The sequence below is a fragment of the Dyadobacter ginsengisoli DSM 21015 genome, assembly GCF_059568735.1.
On sequence record NZ_JCANTY010000002.1, the window covers coordinates 268,469 to 286,681 of the forward strand.

Annotated in this window: 15 protein-coding genes; all 15 read right to left on the reverse strand. The window is 49.4% G+C overall.

Annotated elements, in window-relative coordinates:
* Positions 1–1,899: a caspase family protein gene (locus BP71_RS07400; protein WP_496377931.1), complete on the reverse strand. Its 1,899-nt coding sequence runs from the start codon at positions 1,897–1,899 to the stop codon at positions 1–3.
* A 92-nt stretch (positions 1,900–1,991) separates the two neighbouring features.
* Positions 1,992–2,759 carry a hypothetical protein gene (locus BP71_RS07405; protein WP_496377932.1) on the reverse strand — a complete coding sequence of 256 codons (768 nt, stop codon included), beginning with the start codon at positions 2,757–2,759 and terminating at the stop codon, positions 1,992–1,994.
* Positions 2,756–3,772, reverse strand: coding sequence for a sigma-70 family RNA polymerase sigma factor (locus tag BP71_RS07410; protein WP_496377933.1), 1,017 nt, complete (start codon positions 3,770–3,772; stop codon positions 2,756–2,758). The genes BP71_RS07405 and BP71_RS07410 overlap by 4 nt, the downstream gene beginning before the upstream one ends.
* A 16-nt stretch (positions 3,773–3,788) precedes the next feature.
* Positions 3,789–5,612 carry a sensor histidine kinase gene (locus BP71_RS07415; RefSeq protein WP_496377934.1) on the reverse strand — a complete coding sequence of 608 codons (1,824 nt, stop codon included), beginning with the start codon at positions 5,610–5,612 and terminating at the stop codon, positions 3,789–3,791.
* Complete coding sequence (locus tag BP71_RS07420) at positions 5,609–6,271, reverse strand: response regulator (RefSeq protein WP_496377935.1); 663 nt, start codon at positions 6,269–6,271, stop codon at positions 5,609–5,611. The genes BP71_RS07415 and BP71_RS07420 overlap by 4 nt, the downstream gene beginning before the upstream one ends.
* 135 nt (positions 6,272–6,406) lie before the next feature.
* Positions 6,407–7,036, reverse strand: coding sequence for an N-acyl amino acid synthase FeeM domain-containing protein (locus BP71_RS07425; RefSeq protein ID WP_496377936.1), 630 nt, complete (start codon positions 7,034–7,036; stop codon positions 6,407–6,409).
* A 54-nt stretch (positions 7,037–7,090) separates the two neighbouring features.
* The gene (locus BP71_RS07430; protein WP_496377937.1) at positions 7,091–7,750 is read right to left on the reverse strand and encodes a methyltransferase family protein; all 660 of its coding nucleotides are present in this window, start codon (positions 7,748–7,750) and stop codon (positions 7,091–7,093) included.
* Positions 7,751–8,156: 406 nt separating this feature from the next.
* Positions 8,157–8,399, reverse strand: coding sequence for a hypothetical protein (locus BP71_RS07435; protein WP_496377938.1), 243 nt, complete (start codon positions 8,397–8,399; stop codon positions 8,157–8,159).
* Positions 8,400–8,511: 112 nt separating this feature from the next.
* A complete protein-coding gene (locus tag BP71_RS07440) occupies positions 8,512–9,447 on the reverse strand; it encodes a DUF7674 family protein (protein ID WP_496377939.1) in 936 nt (311 codons plus the stop codon).
* Positions 9,448–9,611: 164 nt separating this feature from the next.
* Entirely contained in the window at positions 9,612–11,357 is a 1,746-nt protein-coding gene (locus BP71_RS07445) for a HAMP domain-containing sensor histidine kinase (RefSeq protein ID WP_496377940.1), read from the reverse strand.
* A gap of 18 nt (positions 11,358–11,375) precedes the next feature.
* Complete coding sequence (locus tag BP71_RS07450; protein WP_496377941.1) at positions 11,376–12,500, reverse strand: sensor protein KdpD; 1,125 nt, start codon at positions 12,498–12,500, stop codon at positions 11,376–11,378.
* Between the two features lie 102 nt (positions 12,501–12,602).
* Positions 12,603–13,688 (reverse strand): porin, encoded by a 1,086-nt coding sequence (locus BP71_RS07455; RefSeq protein ID WP_496377942.1) that lies wholly within the window; start codon positions 13,686–13,688, stop codon positions 12,603–12,605.
* 90 nt (positions 13,689–13,778) lie between these two features.
* Positions 13,779–14,339, reverse strand: a complete 561-nt coding sequence (locus BP71_RS07460) for a K(+)-transporting ATPase subunit C (RefSeq protein ID WP_496377943.1) — start codon at positions 14,337–14,339, stop codon at positions 13,779–13,781.
* Positions 14,340–14,396: 57 nt separating this feature from the next.
* A complete protein-coding gene (gene kdpB, locus BP71_RS07465; protein WP_496377944.1) occupies positions 14,397–16,436 on the reverse strand; it encodes a potassium-transporting ATPase subunit KdpB in 2,040 nt (679 codons plus the stop codon).
* A 13-nt stretch (positions 16,437–16,449) separates the two neighbouring features.
* On the reverse strand, positions 16,450–18,138 hold the full coding sequence (kdpA, locus tag BP71_RS07470; protein WP_496377945.1) for a potassium-transporting ATPase subunit KdpA: 1,689 nt from the start codon (positions 18,136–18,138) through the stop codon (positions 16,450–16,452).
* Between the last annotated feature and the right edge of the window lie 75 nt (positions 18,139–18,213).

Here is an 18,213-nt window from a genome sequence, read left to right on the forward strand (position 1 = left end):
TTACTGTTTAGCTGTCTCCACCCAAAATTGAAGTTCATCGGTACCTGCTTCATCAAGTTTGAGTGCCTGATTATTGCTTCCTCTCAAACGGGCCGAAAGCAGGTTGCTGATCGGATTTGACTGTGCGCCGGTTTCCGGACTGAGCCCCCGGGTTTGAATCGTGGTATTCAGGGATGCCGGATTTTTAGAAAGAATCAATTTGTAAGTTTCCAAACCGATCGGCGGTGCAATTCGTACGGGAATCGAGCGTTCCTCCCCGGGTTTCAGCCTGAGCGTAGTCGGCGGGTATTTGTTATTTGGCAGCCCTACGTCTATTCCCGCATCGGGAAGTATGTCTATCACAGAAAAATAGAACGGTACGGAACCAGTGTTCCTGACGGTGAAAAGTGCGTATTGATTGGTGCGCAAAACAGGTATGCCCTGCCTTAGCTCTACGGGTAACCTGGCCTCCACATTGTCGTTATCCGGATTGATTTTAACTGGAATGATACTCATGGTAGCACGCATCGACGGATTACGAACGTCGAGGTCCCGGAGCCAGTCGGCCTGCGCGTATGCCGTAATGCGGTCGCCCAGGTTGCTCAAATCTCCTGCCTCGAATAATTCCAGTTGCAGCCCGTCAGCAGCACGACAAAGCTCGATCTGCTTTTTAAAAGGCCTGATCAGCCAGTCGGCATCTTTTTCAACCAATCGCAGGTTGGGTACGTCGGATAGCTGTGATTCAATTTCCCGCCTGCGCGCATCGGATTCGAACCCGGTCAGGGTAATCCGCGCCGAGCCTGCCTCGAATGACTGTTTCACCAAAGTGGTTTTGAGCAAGACAGAATCGGTCTTTGGTAAAGGGCGGCTGAGTTCAATGACCGACTCAAACGGTGTCGCCTCCACTACACGTCCGGTCACTGGGGTTCCGGCATTATTGTTTTGTCCCGTCAGGTTTACGGTAACTTCCGAGCCTCTGGTAAAGCCGAGAAACATGCCCTTGGGAAAACGAAACTGCTGATATGCCTGATCCATCCCCGTCTTTATCCAGGTAAACAAATCGGGTAAGACAATATCCCCTCCCAGCAATTTTGCCGTTTTGTTGCCTTCCATAACAGGGTTCTGCTTCGGGTCTCTGAGCGACATCATCTTTTGGATCTGGTTAAAGAGGGACTGATAAGAGGCCCGCTCATCCATTAGGAGCATCGCTTTGCTGAAACATATCGACAATGGGCCAACCGGCAGTCGCTCATCATCGAGTATTTCGCGCAGCGGTTTATCGGCTTCCGTTCCGGAAATCATCACCACATTACCCAAACTGTTTGCTGTGGCCGCACGGAGTGCTGACGCGGGTAAATCAAACCAACCTGACTGAGGCTTCGCTTCGGAGCTGGCCGGTACCGACTCGGTGGACCGGATGTTATCCGTCCGTGTGGCCGCCTGCCCGCGCGTCATGGTTCCCGAATGGCACGCATCGATGAGTATGAGCACATGCCCTTCCGTGCCCACGGCGATTCGAAGCGAATCGATGTACTTACCCAGTTCGTCGTCGCGTATAAACCGGCGATCGCCGGGGGCATTTTCTAGTGGAGCGTCGTACGGTACCAGGGCTTCATCCTTTTGGTCTATCATTTCATCGCCTCCGTCTTCGTCATCCAGTTGTGTGCCGTGTCCCCCGTAATGGATCACGACCTTGTCATTCACCTTGCATTGCCTGATCAACTCACTGAATGCTTTGCGAATGTTCGCAGCAGTAGCGTCTTTATCCTGTAAAATGCGTGGGGTTAGAAAACGCTGCTGCCTGAGAGCTCCTTTCATCCAGTAGGCGTCGCGTTCGGTATTAAGAGCCTGCCTCTTGGTCGGATATCGTCCAATCTCGATCAGCAATGCTCTTTTTACCGCAAATACAGGTTCTGCCATAAGCACACAAATCAGCGCCAGTACATGCAAAAATATCTTCCGAATTTTCATAGTGACAGGGAGGCTATCTATTCTTTAAGGGTTTGAATCGATTAGAATTGGAAATGGAACATGAGTGGCTTTTTATCCAGACTTGATTTCAGGCTCTCCGCATCATTCCTGTGCTTATGCTCCCCCGCTCCCGAAATAATCTTTCCCAATAAAACCTGCGCCTCTGCTTTTTTGTGGTCCCTGACATAAGCAATACTCAGGTACCACTCTGCATTTTGCCGTAGCTCGTCGTCGGCAGATTGCGTCGCACTCAGGAGAAGCGGAACCGCACCAGACGCATTTCCAAGGCCCAGGTAGCTCATCCCTTTATAGAAGTCGAAACAGGGCCCGCTCGGATATTTGTCAAGACTGTCGAGTACTGTCTGATAAGCTTCCGTACGGTCCTGGCCCTGGTAATACAGTTTCATGATGTCCAGATCAGGGCATTCTTCTGTCGTCTCTCCTCTCGACGCTCCCGCCACAGGGCTATACGCTCCGTTGAAAGTTCGCAGGTCGAGAGTCGTATCACGGATAAACACCCCCACCAGCAACAGTACACAAGCCGCGGCCAGGTATTGCATTCTTCGCCACAGCGGCCTTACTTTCTGCTGCTCTTCTTCTGCGTCGGCGTCGGTGCCCTCGATGATGCCCTTGATCCTGTTAGCGGTTTCTACTCCTTCGAGAGTTTCGAAAATGGGGCGAAGCTCCTCCACCCGAGCCCTGAATACCTGATCGTTTTGCAAGCGTTCCTCGAATTTCTGCCTCCGGCCCTTCGGTAACGTATCCCGGAAGTAGGCTTGGATATCTCTCGTTTCTTTATCTGGGATCATAGCGGTTTCTGTTTGATAATTGCCCCAAGTTTCTTCAGGCAGCCGGAATGGAGATTGTCGATCGAGCCTGGCGAATAGCCGATCTGTGCGGCCAGTTCTTTCGACGTAAGTCCGTCTCCGTAATCTCCACCAAACCATTTTCCTCTCACTACCTCCCGGCAGGGCTTGCCCAGTTGCTCGATTGCTTCGATAATGCGGCTCCGCAGATCGTTCTCTTCGAACGGCTCGACCATCGTCTCATCCTGATAATCCGACTTCAATTCATCGTACAGGGCTTTCTGGTGCCTGTTCTCGGTTGCTTTTTTACGCAGGACGTCGAGCCACCGTGCTTTGCAAATCCTGATAAAATAAGTAAAGATGCTGGCCTTTGCAAGCAACCCGGAGTCGGTGGGGCGCCACTGGTAATACCCGGTTTCTGTGGGTTTCCTATCGAGTTTGCGCCTGAATTCGGACTGTGCAACTGACCATAACTCCGGCGCATCGTCCTTCTCGCCGCTGTTTCTGATCACATTGCTCACCACCTGATTGATGGTCTTTTGGTATAATTCGATGGTCGCGTTTTTCTCGTGACGGAGAATATTCTTGAAAATGCTGCCCGCACCCTCCGCTTCCCCAAGGCTTTCGCACTTCTTAATGGCATGGATGTCCTCATCATCGATCAGTACATTCGATCGGGCAGTTACATCATTATACACCATTTCAACCTTCTCACGTCTGCCCGACAGCATTTCAAGGAAATATTCGGCATACTTTTCTTCCAAGTCCCGGAGCAAGCCCGGTAATGCGGGATTACCCTCAAGAACCGCAGCCGATTCGAGCGCCTGTTCTTCGTCCTCGTCCAGCATATCTCCGTAATAATAGATCAGGTCCGAAGTAAACGCCGCGATGTTTGACTGCGGGGTATTGGCTTTTTCAATCAAATCCGCCACTCGCGCAGCCAGCTTGTCGGCATACCTGAGGTTGCCCACCATAGCTCCCTTCAATAAACTGGTGTAAAGAATCTTCTCGTCCATGAACCTCAGACAGGGTTTATTTAATGTGAAATTTAACCGATATAATGGTTCCGTTACCGGGACTGCTTTCAATTCTGATGCTGCCTTTAAGCTCGTTTTCAGCCCGATGCCGCAGATTACCTAAGCCCATCCCCACCTTTTCGGTCTTTGCAATGTCAAAGCCGATGCCGTTGTCTTCTATACGCACCTTGACCAGTTTATTTTCCTGGACTATCGTAATGCCCACTTCCGTCGCCTTGGCATGTTTTAGAATGTTCTGGACCGATTCACTGATGATCTTGTTCAGTGAATGCTCCACAAATGGCTCGAAATTGGGGCTTACGTCAGGAAGCGAGAACTTAAATTCCGGGTTTGCGATCGACCCATACCGCTCCCGGATCTCTTCGATCAAACCGATCTTGGTCAGTACCTGCGAGGCCAGTTCGTGTGAAAGCCCTCTTGCATCCCTATAAGCTTGCGCCAGGTAGGTCATAGCATTCTTGAACTCGATAGAAAAATGGGCAATGTCGGCATGCTTGTCGGAAAACTCCCGCAGTTTGAGCATCACGCCGGCAATGGAAGCACCGATATTGTCGTGCAGGTCTTTCGCGATCCTTTCCCTTTCCCGGTTTTGGGCATTAATCTCGGCGATAAAAAAGTCGTTTTGAAGCGCGTGGTAATCAGCCCGTTCGATACGGAACCGGTATACGATCCCGATCGTGAGAAAGAACATTTCGATAAATGTGGCGGTGTAGTAGATATCGTGCAGCGTCTGGGCCGGGATTCCATTGAAATCCGAGGTGATCTCCATTACACTTACAATAGCAACCGGCGTTGTCGCGATGAGGAAGTACCAGGATGGTGAATATTTCTTTTGAATACTGGTAATCAGATGGTAATACATCACAACAGTATTCATGCCAAACAGTGGGTAGAAAAACATCCTGTAATAGAACAGCTCCTTACCCAGTAAAAGCATTACGGTGAGCAATGTAAGCAGAAGCCCCATCACGATCCGGCTGAACCTGATCACCACGGAATTCTGCCTGGCATCAATCCGAAGGTATTGCTCCGCAAACAGCAAATAAATGATGTTCAGGAGCGTAGTGAGAACAGCGAAAATGTTCTTGTTTTTGATAAAAACAGGCGTTTCAGCGAACACAAGGTAATGGTAGTCGTTCACCACGGCCGCCATCAGGAAGGAACCGATAAGGCAGAATAAATAGAACAAGTATAGCTTCTCCTGAAAAAAGGTAAAAAGGATGACACTGAACAGGATCATCAGAAAAATCCCGCCCAGGTACAGGTTATAACCCAGTTCTCCTTTCTTAATCGCAACCCGCGTGTAACCCGGATCCGCGATCGTCAGGTACGGAAGCGACAAATGATAGCTCTGATTGTATATCCTGATGTAAATGATGGTCTGGCTGTGGGGAGGCAGTGTCACAGGCACGACCAGGAACTGGCTCGCGAAAAGTCTTTTCGAAATAGGCAGGTTTTTGCCTGTGTAAAACGCATGCCGGTTATCCAGGTTATCGGTCCAGTATGCACGCAGGTCGTCGATCCCTTTGGTGAAAACCATAACTGATGCAGGCTTGGCCATCTTGTTAGCTACCTTGGCCCTCAGCCAAACCACCTTCGTAGCGGTAGAAAATGTCTTTGGAAAATGATTGACGATATGCCAGTTACGGCTTTCCATTACCGATTCCAATGCGGACTTGGGCGATGGCTCCTCAATTGCTTCCCACACACCGGTAAGTTTATCCGATACCAATCCATGATCCCACACGATGGCTTCCTGCGCTTTCAGGGCCAGGCCATTCGATAGCATCAAGAGAAGTACTGTAAAAAGTCTTGTCATTTTTCGATCAGGTAACCATTCTCACCGGCAATCTTGACGAGGTTCACCGAGTTCCTGGCGCCGAACTTTCTGATCAGGTTGTCGCGGTAATCCCGTATGGTATCATGAGCAAGGTGCTGCTTCTCGGCGATTTGCCTGCTGGTGAGGCCTTCCGCAATGTCCCGCAGGATGCTTCGTTCGCGATGCGTGAGCACGATCCCGTTGGGATTTTCTACGATCAGGATTCGCGATAGCAAGTTCTTTTGAATGTATTCTTTGCTTTCGTGGTAAACCTTCCTGATCGCTTGCCTGATCTCCGACGCATCCGCCTTCTTAGAGAGGTAGCCCATAGCCCCTTTCTTTTGGGCTTTGACTATAAAACTGGGTTCCTCGTGCGTGGAAAGAATGATCGCACGGGCTGCAATGTCCTTTTCCCGCATAAAATCCAGTATCTCGTAGCCCGACACTACCTGAGAATACTCTGTTCTGCTCAGATTGGGCAGGATCAGGTCCAGCAAGAGAATATCGACTTTCTGGGCTCTTAATTGGTAATAGACTTCCTGGACAGTACCTGCGATACCGACCACCTGAAAATCATCGGTATCTTTAAGCAGGTTTGCGTAACCTTCCGCTACCACCGGATGGTCCTCAGCGATGAGAATCCTTATAGCTGCGCACATTGGGCTGGATGATTATGATTCGAGGAGGTAAAGTTGGGTCTCTTGATCTAAAAGCAGGCCCCGCAAATGCGGGGTCTTTATTCAGTTTTGTGAAAGATAAGTAATTCTTTGTTGTGACCGGAGGCGACTCAACGATTATTCGATGAATGAGACTAGCTTTACCCTGCCCCTCACCAGATAGCTTTCAAATCTGCTGAACGAACGCTCGGTTTCCCTCAGTGAAACATCGAACAGGTGCAAAGCCGCATCGTTGCCGACATATCCCCTCAACGGATTGTTCCCGTGGAGCATCGGGGTTTGCTCTATGCTATGCAAGGGAAGCGCCAGTTTACTCAGAAAGCCGAAAATATCGTCCTTGACCGTCGCCAGCCAGCCGTCTGCACCGATGATTTGAAGGTGCCTGAGCGCCCCGAGAAACAGTGATATCACCACGGCCCGGTTCTTTTTCCCCTCTTCCGACGTTGCGAAGCGCCCGATCTCCACATACTTCCCCAATGAACGTCCGTAGCACGAGAGGTCGAAACCGAAGAGCGATTCACAAGGAAAATTGCCATTGTGGTCGGGGTACATTACACTCATTGTCCCAAGGATTCTTTGGCTGTCGGCATCGGATGCGATCAAAACATCGCTTTTGAACTGGTGCGTTTGGACCGTGCTCAGCTCATTGATGTCGAGCTGGAAGGCTTGCATGTAAGTTTCACGGACCAGTTGATAAGCCATTGCGCGGTTGGCAAGATTGTCGGCGCGTGTTACAGTAATTGTCATAAGTGGCTGCGATTAAGGTTAAACAACGTTTAATCGCAGTCATCAAAAGCAATCTCATTTTTTGGGGAAAATATTTATCCGCGGCAAGAGAGAACCTGTTTTTTCCTTGTACAACCGGTAATCGTCTCCAAAATGACTGATCAAAAGGCCTTCCTCCTGGGAGATGCGGTGATAGTACGCCAGACCGACCGCCACCACTGCAAACGGAAGACATGCAACGGCATGCAGCCAGAGCACCGTACCCAAAATGGTCATGATAGCGCCGGTATAGCTGGGATGGCGTATATGTGCGTAAATACCCGTATCGATCAGCCGATGCTCCGGTTGTATGGTCACCGGATTGCTGAAATACCGGCACAGGGAAACAATGGAGTAAATTCTCAAAGCCAACCCTCCCCATATCAAGCAGAATCCCAGGAAGTCGGTCAGTTCAGGGAAGGCAGGTTCATGGCCCAACAAAGCCCATTCAATGGCACTCGCATTCGTAACCAGCACGCCCATGACCGAAATGCCCAGCATGGAATACTTGTCGGTCGGATTGAACAAATCCGCCTTGGTCAGTGTCGGCTGCGAACCGAACATGACAACCGTTGCCAGTATTACCATACAGAACTGCCATTGCAGCAGCACCGAGGGATTAATGACACAGGCTGTACCAAACAAAATGAGGATCGTAAAAACGATCGGCGATGAAATACGCATAGCTTTTTTCATAAGAATTGAAATTAAGTTCAACGCTTAATCGAAGCCTGCGGCATGGTTCTCACATTATGATGAAATTATTCAAGTTTTCAGCGGAACAAAGTCAAATGCTCACTCCGCAATAACGCATTGAATACTATTCACTCAGGCACCCATCAGAGTGAGGGGCACGAACCTCCCTATGCAGTTGTATTCGATGTCTATCAGGTTCGTCTTCGCAAACAGCTGATAGGGCCCTTCGTCTCCTGTCCTTTGTCCGGATTTCGACTCCATCATTTCCCGAGACAATATAGGCGGTAGTCTTAAAGGTGTAGCGCAGCCCCTACCCGCCAAACTCGGCAATCGGGCTGAACCGTTAAATGTGAAGCGAATCAATTCTCTCCCAAGGGATCGTCTTATACTTCATTCGAAAGGGAAATCATTTGTAGCTGATACCATGTCGGTCGATCAAGATATCCAGACGCAACAAAAGGAAAAAGATAAGCACTGTGGCCAACAAGACAATTGGGGCAAAAGATTTGACAGTTAAATTATGGAACTGTGCAGCTGAATGCTCCTGCCAGGAACGGTAAAAAATGACAATTGCTGAAAATACCAGGATTCCCCAAAACCAAAGTTGGGAGAACTTTTGCGATTCTTGATGTCTTTGATTTGCTTCCATGATTGCCAATTTTAACGGCAATATATTACGGTCTGTTGTGCGTGGAGCTTTCTCAAAAATATAAAACTACCGGTAACAATGGGATCTCTTGGATTGCTTCGACGCGATGAAATTATATTTCACTTTTTGTATTTGGGCAAAAAAGCATCGCCGTACAAAAGCAGTTCTGGCAATTCTTACTGAGCAAGGCAGCGTGGTTCACGCAGCTTTTACAGCCTTCCCAGAATTTGGGATCGTTAGTGATTTCAGCGTAAGGAACCGGCTCGAACCCGAATTTGGAGTTCATTTTCATTACCGCGCCACCACTTGTAATACTGAAAATTTTGGCTGTCGGATAAAGGGTTCTGGACAGGTCAAAAATACGCTGCTTGATTTCCCATGCCACTCCATGTTTACGGTATTCCGGAGAAACAATCAACCCTGAATTGGAAACATACCCGCCGTTTTCGTAGACTTCGATGTATGAAAAACCTACCCATTCACTCCTGGAATTGATCGCTATAATCGCCTTTCCATTTTTCATCTTTTCAATAAGCTCGGCAGGCTCCCTTTTTGAAATACCACATCGACGAGCGATAGCGGAATCGTGCATTTGACGACAAATTGCTTCGGCGTAAACATGGTCCTCTTCACTGGCCAGGCGGTACACAATTTCCTCCTGGTAAACGGCTTCACTTCCTGCAGTAGATTGCTGATCGAGATTTGGCTTGCCGTTCACAAACAGGTTGTAAAAATCGGATGGCACAAAACGCCTTAGGTTTGCCTCGTCCTGATCACCTCCACTTAACGTCTGCCTGAAAGCGTTTACAAAACAGACCTGAGTCAACAGCCTGATTTGCTGACTTCCATGGTGAAGTAATGCATTGGCAAGCACAAAACATTTTCGTGTTAATTTCTGATCACGGGCGTCAACGGCAAGCTTAGTCACATAAAATAATCGCTCGATCGATGAACGCAGGTCGGAAGATATTGATTGATGATGGTTGACGGATTGAAAATGAGCGACCCTTCCAAACATGAGCGGTGCGCCCTTACCTAAGTAGTCCATTGTTGAATAGTTAAATATCAACGATTACTACAAAATAAAGGCCGCAACATCGCCGGGATTACAACCACCTATCGATCAATAACATACCACAGCATTCGCCCCATTTATCCTTTTCCGATACCTTCAAAATGATAATTTAATCTCATTTTGGAAGCCGCCTGTTTTCATGCGGGTTGCGCTACTTCGACAGCACCCAGCTTAAAATAAAAGGTGCTTCCGGATCCCATTTCGCTTTCGACCCCAATTTCGCCGCCTTGCGCTTCTATAAACTCCTTGCTGATTGCCAGTCCCAGGCCTGTTCCAGATTTCTGGCTTCCAGGCACTTGAAAATATCGGTTGAAGATTTTCTCCCGGTACTTTTTATCGATTCCCTGGCCATGATCTGTCACCATGAAACTGACCCGATCTTTATCTTGCCCGACTGAAATTACGATCTGGCCGCCTTCGCCGGAATAACGGATGGCGTTGGTTAAAAAATTGATCAGTACCCAGGATGTCTTTTCGAGGTCTGCACGAACAGCCGGCAAGTGAGGTTCGATGTGTACGGAGAGATCAACGTTTTTCTGTTCGGCTTGAAAACGCACCGCATCAAGTGCATAATGCCAGATCGCCGCCGGGTCCGCCGTCTGGATGTTGAGCTGGATATTTCCGGTTTCGACCTGGGACATATTCAATAGCTCGCCGGTTATTTTCAATAGCCGCTCGCTGTCTTCCTTAATTGACTCAATCAATTGAGCTTGCTCAATATTGATGGTCCCTGTTCCTGGTGACTGCAATAGCTGAAGGCTCATTTTGATGGAGGAAATCGGTGTTTTAAGCTCATGTGAAACCGTAGCAATAAAATTGGTCTTAGCTGAGTCGAGCTCCTTGAAAGGAGTTATATTTTTTAGAAGGATTACTTTCCCGATATGGACCCGATCTTTCTCGCCGGTAGGAACTATGCTAATGTCGATCACTTCTTTTTCAAAATAGCTTTCCTTTTCGTCAGCATATATTTTAAGCAGATTTCCCTCTTTCTTAACTTCTTCAATTTCTGGGTCGGCCTGATTGGTCAGCGTTCTAATCAGGTCGTTTCGCTCAGAGAGTTCCTGGACGGACCTGCCAATCATTTCGCTCATCGAAAGACCCGTAATTTTGATCGCTTCCTGGTTGGCAAACAAGACGATGCCTTTCTGGTCCAGCCCGATCACCGGCTCGTGCATGTTGTTAATCAGCGCCTCAGTCCTTTTCTTTTCGATCAGCAGCCGCGCCAGGCTACTGTCGTCATATTCTTCGAGCTTTTCAGCCATCGCATTGAACGACTTTCCAAGCTGTCCAAATTCGTCCTTACGATCAAAACTGACCCTTCGCGAATAGTTCTTGGCCGCGATTTGCTTGATACTTTCACTGAGCTCCATGATGGGATTGGCGATATTTCCCGGCAAGTTTACAAAAAGGGTCAGGGCAATAATCGTGCAAGCGGTCGCCGTCAGCACGATCCACAGAATAGCTGACCCAACAGTACCATTGGCCACATCGTTTTTTGCCCGGATCGCCTCCATATTGATCTTGATCAGCCCCAAAATATCTTCGCGCAGCATAGCAGGAAGTGTGTCGGGACGTGCACTTACCCGCAGCAAATTAAAATGCCTTCTCACACGCTCTGTCGCCTGCTGCTCTCCTGGCTCTGTGATATTGCCAAATTGTTTTTGAAGATTATTCTCAAAAGAGGTCTTTGCCCAGGATTCATCTATATGGTCCAGTGCCAGCATCATGTTGCGGGAATATTCCAGCGTGTTGTAATTATCTGCCAGAATGTCTGCAGTCTCGTCTTTGAGCTTGTACACATTGCGCGAGGCAACCAGGGATTGCAGCAGTATCAGTACAAACAGCAGCCCCAGGCTTAGTCGTAATTTAGGTTTGATACTCATTTCTTATCAGTTGAGAGCTCAGGACAATATGACAAGGTCAATGTCTGAGCTGGTTAATTTTTTCAATAGCTTATTGAACAGATTGGTCGCCAGGATCACCCGGATCAGCGTAATGTGCGGTTTGCCGATGCAAATCGTGGTGACCTGCCGTTGCTCGGCTGTTTCGATGATCGCGCGCGAGACGTTCGAGCTTGAAACACGGATGATTTCAGCGCCCATTTCGGTAGCCAGCTTAAAATTGTTGATCAGGTGCCGCTGTTTATCGAGCGGTATCCTGTCACGGCTTTCCGCGGGAGTCTGCACGTACAAAAGCAGCCATTTGCTGTTGTAGTAACTGGCCAGCCTTGCTGTCTTCCGGATCACGTGTTTGGCAGTGAGTTCATTTGAACTAATACACGCCAGAAATCTCTCCCTGCGCTGTGCGACGAGCTTAGGCACCTCGGTGTCTACTTTACGCTCTACCTGGCTTGCTACCTCCTTCAATGCGAGCTCACGCAGTTGCAGAATGTGGTCGGAGCGGAAAAAATTAGTCAGCGCGGTCTGGATCTTGTCCTGCCTGTAAATTTTACCCTCTTTTAACCGCGTGATCAACTCGTCGGCAGTGAGGTCGATGTTTACTACTTCGTCGGCCACAGCCAGCACATTGTCGGGAATGCGCTCGCGTACCTCCACGCCAGTAATCTGCTTCACCTCCTCGTTCAGGCTTTCTATGTGCTGGATGTTGACCGCGCTGATCACATTAATACCCGCATCCAGGATTTCCATCACATCCTGCCAGCGTTTTTCGTTCTTGCTGCCTTCAATATTGGTATGGGCCAGTTCGTCGATAATCACGATTTCAGGCCTCAGGCTGATCACGGCCGGCATATCGAGCTCTTCCAGCTCCTTACCTTTGTAAAACAATTTCCGACGGGGGATGACGGGCAATCCTTCGAGCAAGTCGTGGGTTTCCTTGCGGTTATGGGTCTCGATGAAACCAATCTTGACGTCTATCCCGTTTCTTAACAAGGTTTGCGCCTCTTGCAGCATCCGGTAGGTTTTACCCACGCCTGCACTCATTCCGATGTATATTTTAAACTTACCCCGGCGGGATTTCTTAATGAGGTCAAGAAAATGCTGGGCGCTTGGATTGGTCTCGGACATATCTGAACTAAATGGAGGTTAGAAACAAAACAACCTTTCGGGTGTTTGCCCGAAAGGAATTTGATTTTTAAGCTGTTGCTGGCAGTATTCTATGTTAATTTACTAAAATGAAATCGCGAGTGAAGTGGTTACGAAAGTATTATTCTTACTGGTCGAGCCACTGCGCTCCGTAAAGATTTCATCCTTACTGCTAAGCGTACGCGCCTCGATTCTCCAGAGCACATTCTGCATCACCGCGTAGTCCAGGTTGGCCGAAAATCCCCAGGTTTTGAAGCCCGCTGGCGGTGCCGTAGCAATGATCACACCCTTTTTGTCCTGAAAATATTCGCCTCTGACCGCAACGTTGATTTTCGAAGCAGGCGAATACCGGACGATCATCACCGGAACCAGCCAATGGTTGGAGCCGCTGCTGCCTTTCTCTTTTTTCTCGGTACCATAGTCAAATCCGGCGGTGATGCCCCATTGCGGACTAAGCTGGAAAATACCGTACACATTATGGTAATAACGCATCTGACGTACGCTATCGGGTTTGTCATTGCCGATGAAGGTGCTGTAATTAAGCGTCACGGCCGCCGACGGCTTATAGGTGATTTGCGTTCCAAATGCCGGGGTTGTGTTACCGTCTACCCGCTGAATGCGCTGCCAGCCGTTCAGGTAGAGGGCAGCCAGGTACAGCTTCCCGTCATCGGTCGTATAATTCAACTTCGCACCCGATTCGAAATAGGGCGAATTTTCTGCGACCAGGCTGCGGGTCAACGTCCAGTTATCCTTGCCGATCGCGCTTTCAAATCCGATATGGGAAGACATAATACCCGCATCAAGCCACAAATTGGCCTTTTTGGCCAGCTTGATCCCGGCATTGGCCTCATAGATATTGCGCAGCACGCCCGGTTCGGCAGCATAGTTCGCATTCATATAAGTACCCACAGCCAGCGCCAGGTTAGCCCGAACGCGATCGCTGCTATAAGCGCCCTTTATGAAGCCGAGGTTCAGGTTGACTTCTCCTGCGCGGTTGAAGTTGTACATGAACGAAGGCGTCGTGTTGTTCTTCGGACGGTTAAAATCATAGTTATAGTACGCTTCCAGATACCCGCTAACTGAAAAAGAAGGCGCGGTAGCAGTAGAATCCTGAGCCTGTGCGGTCCGAAAAAAGGCAAGCGCCGAGGCCAACAAGAATAATTTTTTCATCGATTAAAGAAGAATGCGTGACCGGAAGACCGTGCGGCGTTTCCGGCCACAGATTTGTGAAAAGCTGCAAATACCTGCCAGCAACAGCATTTATTTGAGCTGGTCCAATGCCAGGTTCAGCTTCAATACATTCACATGCGACGGCCCGAACATTCCCCAAAGCGGGCCCTCGGTGTGTTTTGCGATCAATTCCTCAACCGCCTTTTCGGACAATCCACGAACTCTTGCAATTCGGGACGCCTGAACTTTCGCACCCGTGGTGGAAATGTCAGGGTCAAGACCACTGCCACTGGCTGTCACCAGTTCAACGGGCACGTCGGCTTTGTTCACGCCAGGGTTATGAACCAAAAGTGTGTCCAGACGTGCCTGAACGGTTTGCAGATAATCGGGGTTAGACGGGCCTTTGTTACTGCCGCCGCTACCCGCAGCATTGTAATCCACAGCCGAGGGACGAGCGTTAAAGTATTTATCTTCGGTAAACTGCTGTCCTATGTTGGCATAATACTTCTTGCCATGAGCGGAAATCACCTCCCCTTTACCATTGTTAGGCGCAAGCTGGGCAATCGCCCATACGACGGCAGGATAAATCACGCAAAAAAGGATGAGTGTAGCTGCGGTAAGCCTGATAGCAGGCAATATGTTCGTTTTCATTGTCTTATTGTTCTTTGGTATTATAAATGCCGGCCCGGTAGGTACCGGCTCAATCCACTAAATCCAGATACTGACTACCATGTCGATGAGCTTGATGCCTGCGAAGGGGATCAATACGCCGCCCAATCCATAAATCAGCAGGTTCCTGCGCAGCAATGCGCTCGCACCGATCGGCGTATATTTCACCCCTTTGAGCGCCAGCGGGATCAGGATCGGAATGATCACCGCATTGAATATGATCGCCGAAAGGATCGCACTCTCAGGGCTTTTCAGGTGCATGACATTCAGGCCTTGCAGGGCGGGAATGCTGGCGATGAACAGTGCGGGGATAATAGCGAAATACTTGGCCACGTCATTGGCAATCGAGAAAGTAGTGAGCGTACCACGGGTCATCAGGAGCTGCTTGCCAATCTCGACGATTTCGATCAGCTTGGTCGGGTCGTTGTCCAGATCAACCATGTTCCCCGCTTCCTTCGCTGCCTGTGTACCGCTGTTCATGGCCACGCCTACATCAGCCTGTGCCAGTGCAGGCGCATCGTTGGTACCGTCGCCCATCATGGCGACCAGACGTCCTGATTCCTGCTCTTTCTTGATGTAATTCATTTTATCCTCAGGCTTGGCCTCGGCGATAAAATCATCCACACCGGCTTTCTGGGCAATAAACCGGGCTGTAAGCGGGTTGTCGCCGGTTACCATTACCGTTTTGACACCCATTTTCCTCAGTCGCTCGAAACGCTCGCTGATACCCGTTTTGATGATGTCTTGCAACTCGATCACCCCGATTACACGCTCGTTTTCCGAGACCACCAGTGGTGTTCCGCCATTGCTTGAAATTTCCTTCACTTTCGATTCGATTTCCTCCGGGAAACGGTTGCCTGCCCCTTCGGTCAACTTACGAATCGAGTCGAATGCACCTTTCCTGATGCGGGTGTCATCGAAGTCTACACCCGAGCTGCGGGTTTCGGCCGTGAATTGAATAAATACAGGACTGTTCAGATTATAGCTCGAAGGCGTCGCATTGGCTAGTTCCAGGATGGATTTACCTTCCGGTGTCTCGTCGGCAATCGAGCTCAATGCGGCGGATTTGATAAAATGGGCTTCCGTAATGCCGCGGGCCGGGTAAAAGTTTGTTGCCTTACGGTTACCGATGGTGATCGTACCTGTTTTGTCGAGCAATAGCACATCCACATCGCCAGCGGTTTCGACCGCTTTACCCGATTTGGTGATCACGTTAGCCCGAAGCGCACGGTCCATACCTGCAATACCGATGGCTGACAGAAGCCCACCAATCGTGGTCGGGATCAGGCAGACAAAAAGTGAGATAAATGCCGCAATCGTAATGGGCGTATTGGCATAGGTTGCAAATGGCTGCAACGTGGTACAAACGATGATAAACACGAGCGTAAACCCGGCCAGAAGAATCGTCAATGCTATCTCGTTGGGCGTTTTCTGACGCGTTGCACCCTCTACGAGTGCGATCATCTTGTCCAGAAAGCTTTCGCCGGGAGCGGTCGTGACCTGGACCTTGATGCGGTCGGAAAGCACTTTGGTACCACCTGTAACACTGCTTTTGTCGCCACCCGACTCACGGATTACCGGTGCAGATTCACCGGTGATCGCACTTTCATCGATCGTGGCAAGCCCTTCGATGATCTCGCCGTCCATGGGAATGTTGTCTCCGGCTTCGCAAATGAAGATATCTCCCTTTTTCATTTGGGCAGACATCACCTCGCGGGTAGCCACATCAAAACCCTGGGCGTTATTGATTACCAGCCTGGCGCGGGTTTCCTCCCGCGTTTTACGCAGGCTGTCAGCCTGTGCTTTCCCTCTGGCCTCCGCGATTGCTTCTGCGAAGTTGGCAAAAAGCAGCGTGGCAAAAAGGATCAGAAAGACGGTAAAGTTGTAGGCAAAAGAGCCCTGGGAGTTTTCACCGGCCAAAATCCAGAGACTGACAATGAGCATTACTACGGTACCGATCTCCACGGTGAACATCACCGGGTTACGGAACAACAGGCGAGGATTGAGTTTAACGAATGATTGTTTTATCGCTTCGTTGACAAGCTCCTTTTGAAATAAGGATGCACTTTGATTTTTCATTTCAATATCGGTATTACATCATGGAGAAATATTCGGCGATCGGGCCGAGAGTGAGGGCCGGGAAGAAGGAGAGCGCTGCAATGATGGCAATCACGGCAAGCACCATCACACCGAAGGTTGCTGAGTCCGTCGGCAGCGTTCCCGCGCTTTCAGGCACAAACTTTTTCTTGGCCAGGAGTCCCGCAATAGCTACCGGACCGATAATCGGCAGGTAACGTGACAGGATCAGCACAATACCGGTGGTAATGTTCCACCATGGGTTGTTATCCCCGAGCCCTTCAAATCCGCTACCGTTGTTGGCTGCCGATGAAGTGTATTCGTAAAGCATCTCACTGAACCCGTGGAAGCCGGGGTTATTCAGGTTAGCAGAGGTAATTTCAGGGAATGCCGCGGCCAATGCAGTTCCTGCCAGGATCATCAATGGATGCAATAGCGCTACGATCATGGCGATCTTCATTTCGCGTGCCTCGATCTTCTTACCAAAAAATTCTGGTGTCCGTCCGACCATCAATCCGCTGATAAATACAGCCAGGATAATAAATATGAAGAAGTTGAGAATACCGACCCCGCAACCACCATAGAACGCATTGGTCATCATAGAGAGCAGCTGCGTCATACCCGAGAGTGGCATCGTGCTATCGTGCATAGAGTTGACAGACCCGGTCGAGATAACGGTAGTAGCTATACTCCAAAATGCCGATGCAGCACTTCCAAACCGCACTTCCTTTCCCTCCATCGCCCCCGATGAAATATCCACGCCCATTTTCCCCAGTGCCGGATTGCCGTTAATCTCCCAGACCATCGTAGGAATGGTTAAAAGCAGGAACCCGACTGTCATTACCCCGAAAACCATCCATCCGAATTTCCTTTTCTTCAAAAAGTACCCGAATGCGAAAATCATCGCCAGCGGAATAATCATCTGCGAGAACATTTCCAGCATGTTCGTGAAATAGTTGGGGTTTTCAAGCGGATGGGCCGAGTTGGTCCCGTAAAAACCACCGCCGTTAGTACCCAGGTGCTTGATCGCCACGAAGCCCGCGACCGGCCCTGTCGAAACCTGTACGGTATCGCCCTGCACGCTGATCATTGTGTCTTTGCCATCGAAAGTCATTGGTGTTCCGTTGAATGCGAGAACCGAGCCTACGACAATTGACAAAGGCAGCAATATCCGGGTGCAGGATTTAACCAGCAGCGCCCAAAAGTTGCCCAGCTTCTCGGTAGTGCGGTTTTTCAGCGCGATAAAAATGATCGCGGCCGCTGCCATACCTGTACCCGCACTGACGAATTGAAGGAACATCAAAAACAGCTGTGAGAGGTAGCTTACCCCGCTTTCACCGGAATAGTGTTGCAGGTTACAGTTGACCATAAAGGAAATGCTGGTGTTGAAAGCAAGGTCGGCTGTCTGATCGGGGTTGCCGTCCGGATTGAGCGGCAGCCAGCTTTGATTCATTAAAACGAAAATCCCCAGCAGGAACCATACCACATTGATGGTCAGCAAAGCGAACATGTGCTGCTTCCAGCTCATCTCTCGCTTTTCGTCGATGCCGCTCAATTTATACAGCAGCTTGTCAAGAGGATTGAAGACCGGATCTAGCAACGTTTTGTCGCCTGCATAAACTTTGGCAATGTAAGATCCGAATGGAATTGCCAATACGATCGTAGTGGCAAACATGGCAATGACGCCCAATAATTCTGTATTCATTTATCAGAGATTTAGTCCGGTTTTGGCCTTCCAGAAGATGATATAAAGGAATGAAAGCACTAACATCCAGATGAA

Excerpts from the sequence above, each read along its gene's own strand:
- kdpB (WP_496377944.1), bottom strand. The coding sequence starts at position 16,436 with ATGAAAAATCAAAGTGCATCCTTATTTCAAAAGGAGCTTGTCAACGAA.
- BP71_RS07425 (WP_496377936.1), bottom strand. The coding sequence starts at position 7,036 with ATGACAATTACTGTAACACGCGCCGACAATCTTGCCAACCGCGCAATG.
- BP71_RS07460 (WP_496377943.1), bottom strand. The coding sequence starts at position 14,339 with ATGAAAACGAACATATTGCCTGCTATCAGGCTTACCGCAGCTACACTC.
- BP71_RS07420 (WP_496377935.1), bottom strand. The coding sequence starts at position 6,271 with ATGTGCGCAGCTATAAGGATTCTCATCGCTGAGGACCATCCGGTGGTA.
- BP71_RS07415 (WP_496377934.1), bottom strand. The coding sequence starts at position 5,612 with ATGACAAGACTTTTTACAGTACTTCTCTTGATGCTATCGAATGGCCTG.
- BP71_RS07400 (WP_496377931.1), bottom strand. The coding sequence starts at position 1,899 with ATGGCAGAACCTGTATTTGCGGTAAAAAGAGCATTGCTGATCGAGATT.
- BP71_RS07445 (WP_496377940.1), bottom strand. The coding sequence starts at position 11,357 with ATGAGTATCAAACCTAAATTACGACTAAGCCTGGGGCTGCTGTTTGTA.
- BP71_RS07410 (WP_496377933.1), bottom strand. The coding sequence starts at position 3,772 with ATGGACGAGAAGATTCTTTACACCAGTTTATTGAAGGGAGCTATGGTG.
- BP71_RS07430 (WP_496377937.1), bottom strand. The coding sequence starts at position 7,750 with ATGAAAAAAGCTATGCGTATTTCATCGCCGATCGTTTTTACGATCCTC.
- BP71_RS07450 (WP_496377941.1), bottom strand. The coding sequence starts at position 12,500 with ATGTCCGAGACCAATCCAAGCGCCCAGCATTTTCTTGACCTCATTAAG.
- BP71_RS07440 (WP_496377939.1), bottom strand. The coding sequence starts at position 9,447 with ATGGACTACTTAGGTAAGGGCGCACCGCTCATGTTTGGAAGGGTCGCT.
- BP71_RS07435 (WP_496377938.1), bottom strand. The coding sequence starts at position 8,399 with ATGGAAGCAAATCAAAGACATCAAGAATCGCAAAAGTTCTCCCAACTT.
- kdpA (WP_496377945.1), bottom strand. The coding sequence starts at position 18,138 with ATGAATACAGAATTATTGGGCGTCATTGCCATGTTTGCCACTACGATC.
- BP71_RS07405 (WP_496377932.1), bottom strand. The coding sequence starts at position 2,759 with ATGATCCCAGATAAAGAAACGAGAGATATCCAAGCCTACTTCCGGGAT.
- BP71_RS07455 (WP_496377942.1), bottom strand. The coding sequence starts at position 13,688 with ATGAAAAAATTATTCTTGTTGGCCTCGGCGCTTGCCTTTTTTCGGACC.